Here is a 15,125-nt window from a genome sequence, read left to right on the forward strand (position 1 = left end):
TGATAACTCGCGGTTTTTTTTATTTTATTACTTTTTGTAAATTTATGTGATCTTTATCTCACTTTTGAATCTTTTCGATTGTTTTTATTATTTGTTGTTTTATTATTCATATCGAAAGCAATCGTAGTTTGTGGTGATTGTTTGAATTTAGGAGAGAAAATGAAAAGTAGCGTTGAAAGACGTTCTGATATTTTAGAATTGCTTAAGCAAACTAATAGCCAACGAGTTGAAGCTTTAGCCCAGTATTTCAAAGTATCTTCAGTCACGATTAGAACTGATTTAAATGCTTTGGAGCAGCAAGGTTTTATAATTCGTTCACATGGTTTTGCAGTGTTAAATTCTAGGTTGATTGCGGAACTTTCAATTGCAGACAAGCGAAATCATTATCCTGAAGTTAAGCAAAATATAGGCAAAATGGCAGCGTCCTTATTACAAAATGGTGATAAGATTATTTTAGATTCTGGGACAACAACAAAAGCAATCGTAAGTCATCTAAATGATTTAAACTTGACAGTTTTGACAAATGGCTTAGATATTGCAATGGAATTAGTTACTTGCCCGAATGTAGAAGTCAGAATGACGGGAGGCATTTTGCGTAAAAATGCGATGTCTTTTTCAGGTATAATGGCTGACAACAATTTACGTCAATATCGCTTTGATAAAGTTTTCTTAGGCGTTGATGGTTTTGATTTGCAAAAAGGTATTACAACTTTTAATGAGCAAGAGGCACATCTAAATCGTTTGATGTGTGAGGCTGCGAATCAGGTTATTGTGGTAACGGATTCAAGTAAATTTGGACAATATAGTGATTTTGTTATTTGTCCTGTTAATCAAATTGATGTCCTGGTTACAGACGATCAGCTACCGAAGAATTATCAGCACTATCTAGAAAATTCAGGCGTAACAGTGTTAGTCGCTTAATTCATTTTCTCAGAACAAAGTATTTATTCATTGTCGGTTAAATTTAAAATAAAGCATTGTATTTCTATAATTTTAAATTTAAATGGCAATATTTTGTGAGGGAAGTGGAATGATCCTAAATATTTCAAACCAAACCTTAGAAAATCAAAAGGCTTTTTGGACAGCAAAAGAAATTGCACAACAGCCACAAACGTGGCGAGAGACCACAGAAATTGTTGCAAATTCTTCCATTCACTCTTTTATTGCCCCGCTTGTAGAAAGAGCTAAAAAAGGCGAGCTACGCATTATTTTTACTGGGGCGGGAACGTCAGCATTTATTGGCGAGGTAATTGCTCCAGTGTTAAGTGAACAGCTAGGTTGCGTAGTGGAAGCCATTGCCAGTACAGATTTAGTTTCCAGTCCTTACCAATATTTGTTTGAAGATAAACCTACCTTATTAGTGTCTTTTGCTCGTTCAGGAAATAGCCCTGAAAGTATCGGAGCTGTTGATCGTGTCAATGATATTGTGAAAGAAGCTTACCATTTAGCGATTACAAATAATGTAAAAGGTGCATTATTTGTAAAATGCTCGCAAAATCCTACCTCTTGTTATCCGCTAGCTTTACCTGATTCTACTCATGATCAAGGATTTGCAATGACATCAAGTGCTAGCAATATGATGTTAGCTGCATTGTTAGCCTTCGCACCACAAAGATTTAATTCACAATGGGTAGAACACTTTTCACAAGTAACAGAAAAATTATTAGCAGAAGACGCTTTAGCAATTCAAACGCTTGCTCATCTTCCTGTTAAACGTGTGGTTTATTTAGGTAGTGGTGGTTTTCAAGGGTTGGCTCGAGAAACTGCATTGAAGTTATTAGAATTAACCGCAGGAGAGCGTTTAGGCTTTTTTGAATCAACAATGGGATTCCGTCACGGGCCAAAATCATTAGTACAAAATGAGACGCTTATTTTTGTATTCCTTTCCCAACACACTTATACCGAAAAATATGATCGGGATCTTTATAACGAACTAATTCGAGATAAAAAAGCGAGAGAAGTGATATTACTTGGAGATACAAGCGGTCAGTTCCACGCAGAAATTTACCAATTAGATGATGCTGCTCGTATTTTCCCATTCTTAGTCGTGGGGCAATTATATTCATTCTATAGCTCGCTTCATTTGGGCTATACCACCGATAATCCTTGTCCGACAGGAGAAGTGAATCGAGTGGTGCAAGGTGTAACGCTTTATTCATACAATAACTAAGGAGACCAATATGGCAATTTTAAATGTACGAATTGATGGTCGCTTAATCCACGGTCAAGTCGCTAATTTGTGGACATCTTATCTCGATATTACTCGCATTATGGTCGTAGATGATGTGGCTGCAAATAATGATATTGACAAAGCAGGGCTACGCTTGGCTTGCCCAGCTGGTGTCAATTTAAGTGTGTTGACGGTGGAAAAAGCTGCTGCAAATATCAATGATGGACGTTATGACTCTCAACGTGTCCTGATTGTGACGCGTAATCCACAAACCTTATTAAGACTTGTGGAACAAGGTGTTGAGCTAACAGAAATCAATGCAGGCAATATGCCAAAAACGGATCTAACGCGTGCAATCAGAAAAACGGTACACGTTACCGATGATGATGTGGATGTGTTTAGAAAACTTTCTGCAAAAGGTATCAATTTAACTGCACAGTTAGTACCTAATGAAGAGAAAGTCGATTTAATGAAACTTTTATAGAGGAGTAAAGATTATGATCGAATGGTGGCAAATACTTTTGATAACGCTCTATGCGTTCTATCAAATTTTAGATGAAATTACTATCGTATCAAGTGCTGGTTCCCCTGTGTTTGCAGGTTTTATCACAGGGTTAATTATGGGTGATCTGACAACAGGGTTACTCATTGGTGGTTCAATGCAACTTACCGTTCTCGGTGTAGGGACTTTCGGTGGTGCATCTCGTATTGATGCAAACTCAGGTACTGTGATTGCAACAGCATTCTCAGTCGCTGTCGGAATGGATCCGCAACTTGCATTAACATCGTTAGCGGTACCAATTGCGGCGTTAATGGTTTATACCGATATTTTAGCGAGAATGTCTAACGTATTCTTCGCTCACCGTATTGATAAGAATATCCAAGACCATGCTTATAGTGCAATTACAGTGAACTATCTCTGCGGAGCACTTGCTTGGGGTCTTTCTCGTGCATTACCAATCTTCCTTGCTCTAGTATTTGGTGGTCCATTTGTGGCAAGTTTAGCCGAAGCAATGCAACAAGGTGTATTAAAAGTTATTGCAGATGGTTTAACTCTTGCAGGTGGTGTATTACCAGCATTAGGTTTTGCAATTTTACTTCGTTACTTACCTACAAAACGTCATATTGCTTACTTAATCCTAGCATTCGCACTCACATCTATCTTCATTACCCTATTCGGTAATATTTCAGCGGTAGGTGCTGCAACAAATGTAAGTAATTCAATCAATAGCGTGCCAATGTTAGCAATGGCTGCAATCGGATTCGCATTCGCTTATATGGTTTACCAACGTAGCGTAGAGGGTGGCTCTGCCCCAGTTGCGAAAAATACAACTTCTGCAAAAGGAGAAATTGAAGATGACGAACTCTAATCAACAAGTTGGAAATCCAAAAGGCTATAAACTTACTGATGCAGATTTCCGCCAAATCAATATCCGTAACTTATTCTTTAACCAAGTCGGTTGGAACTATGAGCGTATGCAAGGTTCTGGTTATCTTTGGATTATGTTGCCACAACTACGTAAAATGTATGGTGATAACACACCTGAATTACAAAAAATGATGGTGATGCATAACCAATTCTTTAATACCAGTCCGTTCTTCAACACTATTGTTAAAGGGATCGACCTTGCTCTTGAAGAAAAACAAGGGGTTAAATCACTAGAAGCAGTAGCAGGGATTAAATCAGGTTTAATGGGGCCATTCGCTGCTATTGGTGATGCGATTTTCGGCTCTCTCGTTCCTGCAATTATGGGTGCGATTGCTGCAACAATGGCAGTAGGTGGAAACCCATTAGGTGTTGGTTTATGGGTTGCTGTTGCAATCGCTACAATGGTATTCCGTTGGGTACAACTCAAAATCGCGTATCGTGAAGGGGTTAATCTTGTAACCAATTTAGGACACAAACTCAACGCCTTAACCAATGCCGCAACAGTACTTGGGGTGTTTGTTGTCGGGGTGATGTGTGCCACGATGGTAAATGTGAAAGTACCTTATGTGGCAACCATTGGTGAAAAAGTCGTATCAGCACAAGCAAACTTAGATCTCATTCTTCCACGCTTAGTGCCTGCTTTAGTCGTGTTCTTTATCTACTGGTTACTTGGAAGACCAAAAATGAACTCGAATAAAGCGATTATGATCATTATCGCACTCTGTATCTTGCTCTCTTGGGCTGGATTATTAGCGAAAGGTTAATCATAAAAAATGTAAGGACGTACTAAGTGCGTCCTTATAAAAATTATAGAGAAGTTAAACCTACTATCGGATAGCTGATTTAATTTTGCAATCAGTGTCCTGTACTTTTTGAAAACAAATTAATAACCAAAACACCTGCAATAATCATTGCCATACCAATAAATCCTGCTAAATCAGGTTTTTGACCGAAAGCGAAATAGGCAATAACTGCAGTAAGTACAATACCAGTACCAGACCAAATAGCATAGACCAAGCCGACAGGTAAGGTTTTAAAAACAATAGAAATTAAATAGAACGCAATTAAAAATGCGCTTAAAGCAAGAATTGTAGGTAATGGCTTAGTGAAACCATTACTATATTTTAAAGCGGTAGTGCCACAGATTTCAGCACAAATAGAAATAAATAATAAAATCCAAGCATTCATATAAAAAATTACCTTAATCATTGAAAAAGAGTGGCTATTTTAAAGAGAAATAATTTATTTGGTAGTCTTGAAAAATAAAAAAATCTGTGCGCATTAAATCAAGTAGTATTAAATTAATTGTTATAAAACAAATGGTTATGTTTTTATAATCTAAAGTAAGTATAAATTTTCTAGGTTAATAATTACCAAGGTATTTGCAATGTTGAAACTCATTATTTTTGATATGGACGGCGTTATTATTGACTCGGAATATATGGGATTTGGTTTATTACAACGCTTCGTAAATGAATTGAAAACTTTTGATGAGCCAATTAGCCTACAACAATTTTCATCTGTTGTTGGGCGTTCTTATCAAGACCTTTTTTTAGCTATTAAACAACTCAGCCAATCACCGCTTTCAGTAGAAGAAATTGGTGAGCGATTGCTAAATTATGATAAAGACTATTGGGAAAATTTAGATTATTTAGCCATTTTTCGTCAAGACATTCGTCATATTATCCATTTTGCTAAAGCCAATAATATTAAACTTGCAGTTGCATCATCAGCAGATCGTAAACATATTGAAAGAATACTTACCCTTACTCAAATTAGAGAACATTTTGATTTTATTATGAGTGGTAAAGAATTAGTGAAAAGTAAGCCTGATCCTACAATTTATCAAAAAGTCTTGGCTCATTTTAATCTAAATTCGGATCAAGTCATTGCGATTGAAGACTCTGAACACGGTATTGCATCGGCAAAAGGTGCTGGATTAAAAGTAATAGCCTATGAAGAAACTCGGATTTTAATCGATCAATCCAAAGCTGATTTTAAAGGCAAAGATATGAATGCGATTTTAACTATTTTGCAGTCATTACATTTCGCAAATTAGGAGCAAGAAATGACTACATTTGAAATTGGAAACAAAGATTTTTTACTTAACGGCAAGCCATTCAAAATTATTTCTGGGGCGGTTCACTATTTCCGCATTGTGCCAGAGTACTGGTATAAAACCTTATACAACCTAAAAGCAATGGGGTGTAATACCGTAGAAACTTATGTGGCGTGGAACGTCCATCAACCAAAGCCAAATGAATTTAACTTCAGTAAGCGGGCAGATTTGGTGAAATTTTTGCAAACGGCAAAAGAGTTAGGGCTTTATGTCATTTTACGCCCAACGCCTTATATCTGTGCGGAATGGGAGTTTGGCGGATTACCTGCTTGGTTACTGAACATTCCAAATATTCGCTTACGTCAAAACGATCCTTTATTTCTTGCCGAAGTTGAACGTTACTTTGCCAAATTATTGCCTTTAGTTGCACCTTATCAAACTACGCAAGGTGGCAATATCCTAATGATGCAAATTGAAAATGAATACGGCTCTTTTGGCAATGATAAAAACTACTTACGAGCTATTCGAGACTTAATGCAAAAAAATGGCATAAATGTACCGCTTTTCACTTCTGATGGTGCTTGGCAAAATGCGTTAGAAGCTGGCGCATTGATTGAAGATGACATTTTGCCAACAGGTAATTTTGGCTCACGTTCTAACCAAAATTTAGATGAATTACAACGCTATTTTGATAATCACCATAAATCTTACCCATTGATGTGTATGGAATTTTGGGACGGGTGGTTTAACCGCTGGAAAGAACCTGTAATAACACGAGATGCACAAGATTTAGTGAATTGCACGAAAGAGTTGTTAGATCGTGCCAGCATCAATTTCTATATGTTCCAAGGCGGTACGAATTTTGGCTTTTGGAATGGTTGTTCAGCTAGATTAGATACCGACTTACCACAAGTTACTAGCTATGATTATGATGCCCCCGTTAGAGAATGGGGTGAACCATCTGAAAAATACTATTTGCTACAAAAATTATTGGCAACTTATCCAGATGCTAGCCCAATTTCTGAGCCGATTTTACCTGAAATCACAGCTTATCCAACTTTAGTGCCGAATAAGTCTGTTTCTCTATTTAGTACCTTATCGACAATCAGCCAAAGAGTAGATAGCCCTTATACACAGACAATGGAAACATTAGGACATTATTACGGCTACTTGCTTTATCGGGCTAAACCAACGGCATATAGCGGTGAGATTAAGCTCAGAATTTACCAATGCCGAGATCGTGTACAAGTATTTAACGATCAACAAAAAGTCGCCACTCAATATCAACACGAAATTGGCAACGACATAATGCTACAAACCCCGAATGGAGCATTTCAATTAGATCTTTTAGTTGAAAATATGGGGCGTGTCAATTATGGAGGAAAACTCCTCGCTCCAACACAACATAAAGGAATCGGAGCTGGTGCAGTTTTAGATCTTCATTTCCATACGGGGTGGGAACAGTATCTGATCGATTTTGAACGCTATGATCAGATTGATTTTAATGGTTGTACAGATCCTAAAACGCCATCATTTTATCAATTTACTTTAACGATTGATGACGAACCGAAAGATACTTTTATTGATACGCAAGAATTAGGAAAAGGTGTTGTTCTTGTCAATGGAGAAAATATAGGACGATATTGGAATGAAGGTCCGACTTGTTATCTTTATGTTCCTGCACCATTATTAAAACAAGGTAAGAATGAAATCATTGTTTTTGAAACAGAAGGTGTAGAGATCACACAACTTAAATTTAGTGATAAACCGATTTATAAAAAGTTAGATACGAAGGATTTATAATCTAGTTATAAAGATAAAAGCGGTCAGATTTCAGAAAAGTTTTACAAATAAAATAAGGAGCAATTATGAGCTTGATTTTAATCAGTCATGGTGAATTTGCAGAGGGGTTATTAGAAACCGCTGAAATGATTTTAGGCAAAATTCCCGAAGCACAAACGGTGTGCTTATATCCCCACGAAGGGTCTGAAGACTTTCAACAAAAATTTGAACAAGCTTTAGCAAAAGCGAGTGGCGAGATTGTCGTTTTTTGCGATATTATGGGCGGAACACCTTGTAATGTGGCAATGCGTTATTTAAGCCAGCTTTCAGGGCTGTATAGTGGAATGAATCTACCGATGGTAATTAGTTATGTTAGCGAAGAAGGGACCGAAGGCTTAATTGAAAATGCCAAAGAGCAGATCCACGATGTCGCAGAACAATTAAAAAATTTAGTCTCAGATGATGATGAGTAAAAGGAGCACATAAATGAGCAAACAAGATTTACTAAAAAAATTAGCAACTAAAGATGGAATTATTGCGGCACTTGCTATCGATCAGCGTGGTGCATTACGCAGAATGATGGGTGATGATATTACACCACAACAGGTTAGTGAGTTTAAAACCTTGATTTCACAAGAGCTGACTCCTTATGCCTCTTCTATTTTACTTGATCCAGAATTTGGCTGGGCCGCCGCAGAAAAACGTGATGCAAATTGCGGCTTGATTATGGCTTATGAAAAAACAGGCTATGACAAAACAGCGGTTGGTCGTTTTCCTGATTTAATTGATGATGTATCTGTTTATCGCTTGAAAGAAAAAGGTGCGGAAGCGGTTAAATTGTTGCTCTATTTTGACATTGATGAACCTAAAGAAATCAATGATCGCAAAGCAGCGTTTGTCGAGCGTGTAGGATCAGAATGTAACGCAGAAGGCTTGCCACTGTTCTTAGAAATTCTGACTTACGATGCAAACAATGAAGACAAAGCTTATTTTGCAAAAGTGAAACCACGCAAAGTGATCGATGCAATGAAATTCTTTGCCGACAAGCGTTTTGGTGTAGATGTATTGAAAGTGGAAGTCCCAGTGGATATGAATTTTGTTGAAGGTTACGCCAAAGACGAAGTGGCTTACACACAAGCGGAAGCTAAAGCGTTTTTCAAAGCGCAAAGCGATGCAACGCCAATTCCATTTATCTTCCTAAGTGCAGGTGTATCCGCAAAACTTTTCCAAGACACCTTAGTGTTTGCTAAAGAAGCAGGTAGTAAATTTAACGGAGTACTTTGCGGACGTGCCACTTGGGCGGGTGCAACGGAAACCTACAAAGCTCAAGGCGTTGACGCTGCTCGCGAATGGCTCAAAACGGAAGGTAAACGCAATATCAGTGAATTACTTGCTGTATTAGAACAAACAGCAACGCCAGTTAAATTATAGATTTATGCGTTAATAAAACATTGCAATTAGGGTAGCGTTAGGCGCTACCCTAATTTTTTGTACACACAGATTGTAAATTTTTTGCATAAAACAACCGCTTGTCTTGAAATCTATTCTGTCAATAAACATATTGGGAATTCTCTATTAGCGAGATAAATTTTGCTAGTAAAAGCAACAATATCTTAAATGTAAAATAATTGTATCTTTATCCTAGCCAAAACTAGTGTAAATGGGTACAATTTAAGGCTTGCATTTGGTTATGTTTTAGCTAAATGCAGATAGATAACAGGTATTTCTTTGGAGAGAATTATGTCGTGGAATGAATCAGGCAACCAGCAAGATCCTTGGGGTAAACCAGGGCAAAAAAAGCCTGAACAAGAACAAGGTTCAGGTCAGCAACAGCCTGAGCAGAAAAATAGACAATCAGAACAACAGCCGCCTGATTTGGAAGAAGTATTCAATAATTTATTGAAAAAAATCGGTGGTGGAAAAGGCAATGGCGGTTCAAATCGTAGCCCTTCAGCACAATTACCTGTCGGAAAATTATTACCTCTCGGTTTAATTTTAGGTGCAATTGTATGGGGAGCATCGGGTTTTTACACCATTCAAGAAGCAGAACGTGGTGTTGTGACCCGTTTCGGTAAGTTACATAACATTGTATTACCTGGTTTAAACTGGAAACCAACCTTTATTGATGAGGTTTTGCCAGTAAACATTGAACGCGTGTTAGAGCTAAAAACCAATGGCTCAATGCTTACACAAGATGAAAATATGGTTTTAGTAGAAATGACGGTGCAATATCGTGTTGAAGATCCTGCTAAATATAAATTTAATGTAAATAACCCTGATGATAGTTTGAAACAAGCAACGGATAGTGCATTACGTTATGTTATCGGTCATATGACAATGGACGACATTTTAACCACAGGTCGAGCTGTCGTGCGTGAAAAAACGTGGAATGCGTTGCGTGATATTATTAAAACTTATGATATGGGATTGCTCGTTACAGACGTAAACTTCCAGTACGCCCGCCCGCCAGAAGAAGTTAAAGCGGCATTTGACGATGCGATTAAAGCACAAGAAGATGAGCAGCGTTTAATTCGTGAAGCGGAAGCTTATGCTCGTGGTCAAGAGCCGATTGCACGTGGTCAGGCACAACGTATTTTAGAGCAAGCAAGTGCTTATAAAGAGCAAGTTGTGTTGAATGCTAAAGGGGAAGTAGAACGTTTTAGTAAACTATTGCCAGAGTATAAAGCCGCTCCAGAAGTAATGCGTGAACGTTTATATATTCAAACCATGGAAAAGGTGATGAAAAATACACCTAAGTTAATGATGGACGGGGCACACAGTAATAATTTAACGGTTTTACCAATTGATAAACTAATGCAGAAACCAACCGCTTCTGATGCAACACAAACGATGGTTCGTCCGCAAGTTCATCAAGTGCCACAAATTACACAACCTGTACAGCCAGTTCAACCAGTACCGACTCAGCAAGAAGCAGAGCCAGTGCGTAAAGGGAGATTTTAATGATGCGTAGAATATTATTCCCCTTATTAGTGGTTATTTTATTTATTGTTTATCAAGCCGTAATTGTTGTGCAAGAAGGTCAGCGTGGCATTATGTTACGTTTTAATAAGGTTCATCGTGATGCAGATAATAAAGTTGTAGTTTACGAACCTGGTCTGCATTTTAAACTCCCTATTATTGACCAACTTAAAACATTAGATGCCCGTATTCAAACCCTTGATGGTCAAGAAGATCGCTTTGTTACTGTAGAGAAAAAAGATCTTTTAGTTGATTCTTATGTCAAATGGAAGATTAGCGATTTTGGTCAATTCTATACATCAACAGGTGGAGATTATCAAAAAGCTTCAGATCTTTTACGTCGTAAAGTCAATGACCGTTTACGTTCAGAAATCGGTTCTCGTACAATTAAAGACATTGTGTCGGGTTCTCGTGGTGAGTTGATGGCGGGTGCCCAAAAAGCGCTGAATGCAGGAGAAGACGGTGCAGAACGTTTAGGTATTGAAGTTGTTGATGTGCGTGTGAAACAAATTAACTTACCGAATGAAGTATCCTCATCTATTTACCAACGTATGCAAGCAGAGCGTGCGGCAGTTGCTCGTGAACACCGCTCTCAAGGTGAAGAAAAAGCCGAATTTATTCGTGCTGATGTTGATAAAAAAGTCGTGTTAATTTTAGCCAATGCGAATAAAACTGCAGAAGAAATGAAAGGTCAAGGGGATGCAGAAGCTGCCAAAATTTATGCAGATGCATTTAGCCAAGCACCTGATTTTTATAGCTTTATTCGTAGCTTAAAGGCTTATGAAGAGAGCTTCGCTGAAGGCAAAAATAATATGATGCTACTTAAACCGGATAGTGAATTTTTCCGCTTTATGAAAGCACCTACAAAATAATTGTATCTAAAGACCCGAGTAATCGGGTCTTTTTATGTTTGATTTTGAATAACAAGCGGTGGCTTTGTACAATATTTTTACAAAAGATCGCTTAATTGAATTTATAGAACTAACTCAAGAGGCAGCTAATTATGGGTAAAAGTGTAGCAATCCTTGGCGCACAATGGGGCGATGAAGGAAAAGGCAAAATTGTTGATTTATTGACGGATCGTGTGAAGTATGTGGTGCGTTATCAAGGTGGGCATAACGCAGGTCACACCTTAATTATCAATGGTGAGAAAACGGTACTTCGTCTTATTCCATCTGGTATTTTACGTGATAATGTAACTTGCTTAATCGGGAATGGTGTTGTGCTTTCTCCTACAGCATTAATGCAAGAAATGGGTGAGCTTGAATCTCGTGGAATCAATGTGCGTGAGCGTTTAAAAATTTCTGAAGCTTGCCCTCTGATTCTCCCATACCACGTTGCAATGGATCACGCTCGTGAGGCTGCATTAGGTAAAAATAAAATTGGTACAACTGGTCGTGGTATTGGACCTGCTTATGAAGATAAAGTGGCTCGTCGTGGCTTACGAGTAAGTGATTTATTTAATCGTGAAGTATTTGCAGAGAAATTAAAAAATATTCTTGAATATTATAATTTCCAGCTTGTCCACTACTACAAAGTTGAGCCAGTAGATTACCAAAAAACGTTAGATGACGTTTTTGCTGTGGCGGACATTATAACTGGAATGGTTGCAGATATTACGACTTTATTACATAAAGCTCGTGCGAATGGCGACAACATTTTATTTGAAGGTGCTCAAGGAACAATGCTCGATATTGACCATGGTACTTATCCATTTGTAACAAGTTCAAATACTACCGCTGGTGGTGTAGCAACTGGTTCAGGTTTTGGTCCTCGTAATCTTGACTATGTATTAGGGATTATCAAAGCTTATTGTACTCGTGTTGGTTCTGGACCATTCACAACAGAACTATTTGATGATGTTGGAGCAGAAATTGCTCGTAAAGGGAATGAATTCGGTGCAGTAACAGGTCGTCCACGTCGTTGTGGTTGGTTTGATGCAGTTGCTGTTCGCCGAGCGATTCAAATTAACTCAATTTCGGGATTCTGTATGACTAAATTAGACGTACTTGATGGTTTTGAAGAGTTAAAAATCTGTGTAGCCTATAAAATGCCAAATGGTGAAATTGTTGAATATGCACCAATGGCGGCAGCAGACTGGGAAGGTGTTGAACCAATTTATGAAACATTACCTGGTTGGAGTGAAAATACTTTCCGAGTAACTAAACTAGAAGATCTTCCACAAAATGCGATTAACTACATTAAACGTATTGAAGAAGTATTAGGTGTACCAGTGGATATTCTTTCAACGGGTCCTGATCGTGTAGAAACAATGATTTTACGTGATCCATTTGCAGCATAATCATTGCTATAACGCTAATAAAAACGCACCCATTAAGGTGCGTTTTTTGTTGTTAATTTTTATCGGTATCTTACCGCTTATTTAAGATTCATCTCTTGTAGTAATGGAAATGCAGGATAAATCTTTTACATAATCCAACTGATCGCAGTCAGTTTTACATTTTTAAATAAGTTCGTTTTTGAAGGGGGGGTTATTTGCTCGTTTTTTATAAACTTAAATTGTTTTAATTTTTTCTAAATCATACTTTTATCTACTGAAATAATTAATAGTGCGGATTATAAAAATTGAGGTGATTTTTACAAACTTTAGTGTTAATTTACTCAGCATTACTTTACTTTTGGAATGATAAATACACTTAACCTTAAATATGGAGGGAGAACTCACCATGAAAAAAATGTTACTAATGAGCGGTTCTAAATATCAGAATACAGATTATTTAGTTCACTGTTTACCTTGGTTAAAAGATTTTTTAGCCGCTTACAAAGGTAAACGCATTGCATTTGTTCCATATGCTGGTGTAAGACAAACTTACGATCAATATGAAGAAAAAGTGCAAAAGGCATTAGCTGAACTCGATATGGAAATTGTTGCAGTACATCGTGATGCTAAACATAGTAATATTATTGAGAGTGCAGATGTAATTGGTATCGGTGGTGGTAACACCTACTGCTTACTCAAGCAGATGTATGAAAATAATTTAATGGATGCTATTCGTGAAAAAGTATTGGCTGGCATACCATATTTTGGTTGGAGTGCAGGAGCAAATGTTGCAGGTGCATCAATTATGACAACCAATGATATGCCAATTACCTACCCTCCTTCTTTTGATGCATTAAATTTATTTCCACATCAGATTAACCCACACTTTATTTCAGGCAAAATGCAAGGTCATAATGGTGAAAGCCGTGAAGAGCGCTTAGAAGAGTTCTTGCGTGTTAATCCAACTTCACAAGTATATGCACTTCCTGAAGGTACAGCCTTAAAAGTAGAAGGAAATAAAGTGTCGCTATTGGGTGAAAGTGATGTGTTGTTATTTAATAGCGTAGCACAACCTTCGATTATTGCTAAAGGATCGAGTTTTACTCTTTAACATTAAGGAAATATAAAAATGGCTGAATTTAAAACAATTGTCGCAATTGTTGGTATTATTGCAACAATTTATTTGCTCATAAAAAAATATGAAACAAGGACTGTGCTTATTGGTGTCGGTCTTGTTATGGCGGTACTTGCTCTTAATCCAATGGGAGCGTTAGACGCCTTTGCGAAAAGTATGACATCGGGCGGATTGATTATGGCAATCTGTTCAAGTATGGGGTTTGCATATGTGATGAAATATACTGAATGTGACACACATTTAGTTCATTTGTTAACTAAACCATTAAGTGGATTGAAGTTTTTCTTAATTCCTATTGCAACTATCATCACTTTCTTTATCAATATTGCTATTCCATCTGCAGCAGGTTGTGCGGCGGCTGTTGGGGCAACTTTAATTCCGGTATTGAAATCAGCAGGTGTTAGACCAGCTATGGCTGGGGCGGCTATTTTGGCTGGTACTTTTGGTTCAATGATGAGTCCAGGATCATCTCACAGTGCGATGATTAGTGAGATGTCTGGTTTAACGATTACTGAAGTTAACTTATCACATGCTCCTTATACCATAATTGCTGGTGCGATTGGAATGGTGGTATTAACTCTCCTAGTTGTCGTATTTAAAGATTATGGGAAAGAACATCAAGAGAATTATTTAAAAGAGCATACAGAATCAGAATCTCATTTTTCTAAAGTAAACGTCCTTTATGCTATTGCTCCATTAGTTCCATTGATTATTCTTGTAATCGGTGGGACTTCATTACAAAAAGCACCAGGTCTTGAATGGACGAAAATGGGTGTACCACAAGCAATGTTAATTGGAACAATTTATGCGATTGTCGTTACTCGTACATCACCATCAAAAATTACCAATGAATTTTTCAATGGTATGGGGAATGCTTATGCAAATGTTCTTGGTATCATCATTGCGGCAAGTGTTTTCGTTGCAGGCTTAAAAGCGACTGGTGCAATTGATTCAGCTATTGAATTCTTAAAACACTCTAACGAATTTGTACGTTGGGGGGCGACAATCGGCCCATTCTTAATGGGATTGATTACGGGATCTGGTGATGCAGCAGCGATTGCGTTTAATACTGCAGTAACGCCACACGCTCCAGAGCTAGGCTATACTCATGTAAATTTAGGTATGGCATCTGCAATTGCTGGGGCTATTGGACGTACGGCTTCACCGATTGCAGGGGTCACCATTGTTTGTGCTGGTCTTGCTGGAGTGAGTCCAGTAGAAATTATTAAGAGAACCGCGCCAGGAATGATTCTTGCGGTATTATTCCTTGCATTCTTTATGCTGTAGATT

Annotated in this window: 15 protein-coding genes; 14 read left to right on the top strand and 1 reads right to left on the bottom strand. The window is 37.7% G+C overall.

Features of this window, described 5'->3' with window-relative positions:
* Positions 1-159: 159 nt before the first annotated feature.
* From agaR to A1D26_RS08880, 5 genes are all read left to right on the top strand, one after another.
* Positions 160-921: a transcriptional repressor AgaR gene (agaR, locus tag A1D26_RS08860; protein ID WP_157403658.1), complete on the top strand. Its 762-nt coding sequence runs from the start codon at positions 160-162 to the stop codon at positions 919-921.
* Between the two features lie 109 nt (positions 922-1,030).
* A complete protein-coding gene (locus A1D26_RS08865) occupies positions 1,031-2,170 on the top strand; it encodes an SIS domain-containing protein (protein ID WP_157403659.1) in 1,140 nt (379 codons plus the stop codon).
* A gap of 10 nt (positions 2,171-2,180) precedes the next feature.
* On the top strand, positions 2,181-2,654 hold the full coding sequence (locus A1D26_RS08870; protein ID WP_157403660.1) for a PTS system mannose/fructose/N-acetylgalactosamine-transporter subunit IIB: 474 nt from the start codon (positions 2,181-2,183) through the stop codon (positions 2,652-2,654).
* Positions 2,655-2,667: 13 nt separating this feature from the next.
* Positions 2,668-3,540, top strand: coding sequence for a PTS mannose/fructose/sorbose/N-acetylgalactosamine transporter subunit IIC (locus tag A1D26_RS08875; RefSeq protein WP_157403661.1), 873 nt, complete (start codon positions 2,668-2,670; stop codon positions 3,538-3,540).
* On the top strand, positions 3,527-4,363 hold the full coding sequence (locus tag A1D26_RS08880) for a PTS system mannose/fructose/sorbose family transporter subunit IID (protein WP_157394110.1): 837 nt from the start codon (positions 3,527-3,529) through the stop codon (positions 4,361-4,363). The genes A1D26_RS08875 and A1D26_RS08880 overlap by 14 nt, the downstream gene beginning before the upstream one ends.
* A 91-nt stretch (positions 4,364-4,454) precedes the next feature.
* On the opposite strand, the gene A1D26_RS08885 is transcribed toward A1D26_RS08880, so the two are convergent.
* Entirely contained in the window at positions 4,455-4,787 is a 333-nt protein-coding gene (locus tag A1D26_RS08885; RefSeq protein ID WP_157403662.1) for a DMT family transporter, read from the bottom strand.
* Positions 4,788-4,986: 199 nt separating this feature from the next.
* On the opposite strand from A1D26_RS08885, the gene A1D26_RS08890 reads away from it, so the two are divergent.
* The 9 genes from A1D26_RS08890 to dcuC all read left to right on the top strand — a co-directional run bounded on the left by A1D26_RS08890 (position 4,987) and on the right by dcuC (position 15,122).
* Entirely contained in the window at positions 4,987-5,658 is a 672-nt protein-coding gene (locus tag A1D26_RS08890) for an HAD family hydrolase (RefSeq protein ID WP_157403663.1), read from the top strand.
* 9 nt (positions 5,659-5,667) lie between these two features.
* Positions 5,668-7,461: a glycoside hydrolase family 35 protein gene (locus A1D26_RS08895; RefSeq protein WP_157403664.1), complete on the top strand. Its 1,794-nt coding sequence runs from the start codon at positions 5,668-5,670 to the stop codon at positions 7,459-7,461.
* Positions 7,462-7,526: 65 nt separating this feature from the next.
* Positions 7,527-7,913 carry a PTS sugar transporter subunit IIA gene (locus A1D26_RS08900; protein WP_157403665.1) on the top strand — a complete coding sequence of 129 codons (387 nt, stop codon included), beginning with the start codon at positions 7,527-7,529 and terminating at the stop codon, positions 7,911-7,913.
* Between the two features lie 13 nt (positions 7,914-7,926).
* The gene (gene lacD, locus A1D26_RS08905) at positions 7,927-8,871 is read left to right on the top strand and encodes a tagatose-bisphosphate aldolase (protein ID WP_157403666.1); all 945 of its coding nucleotides are present in this window, start codon (positions 7,927-7,929) and stop codon (positions 8,869-8,871) included.
* 309 nt (positions 8,872-9,180) lie between these two features.
* A complete protein-coding gene (gene hflK, locus A1D26_RS08910; RefSeq protein ID WP_157403667.1) occupies positions 9,181-10,401 on the top strand; it encodes an FtsH protease activity modulator HflK in 1,221 nt (406 codons plus the stop codon).
* A 2-nt stretch (positions 10,402-10,403) separates the two neighbouring features.
* Entirely contained in the window at positions 10,404-11,291 is an 888-nt protein-coding gene (hflC, locus tag A1D26_RS08915) for a protease modulator HflC (protein ID WP_157403701.1), read from the top strand.
* 131 nt (positions 11,292-11,422) lie between these two features.
* Positions 11,423-12,721: an adenylosuccinate synthase gene (purA, locus tag A1D26_RS08920; protein WP_157403668.1), complete on the top strand. Its 1,299-nt coding sequence runs from the start codon at positions 11,423-11,425 to the stop codon at positions 12,719-12,721.
* Positions 12,722-13,106: 385 nt separating this feature from the next.
* Positions 13,107-13,811 carry a dipeptidase PepE gene (gene pepE / locus A1D26_RS08925; protein ID WP_157403669.1) on the top strand — a complete coding sequence of 235 codons (705 nt, stop codon included), beginning with the start codon at positions 13,107-13,109 and terminating at the stop codon, positions 13,809-13,811.
* Positions 13,812-13,829: 18 nt separating this feature from the next.
* Complete coding sequence (dcuC, locus tag A1D26_RS08930; RefSeq protein ID WP_157403670.1) at positions 13,830-15,122, top strand: C4-dicarboxylate transporter DcuC; 1,293 nt, start codon at positions 13,830-13,832, stop codon at positions 15,120-15,122.
* The last annotated feature ends 3 nt before the right edge of the window (positions 15,123-15,125 follow it).

Origin of the sequence: Ursidibacter maritimus, assembly GCF_009761395.1 — a bacterium.
GTDB classification, from domain to species: domain Bacteria; phylum Pseudomonadota; class Gammaproteobacteria; order Enterobacterales; family Pasteurellaceae; genus Ursidibacter; species Ursidibacter maritimus.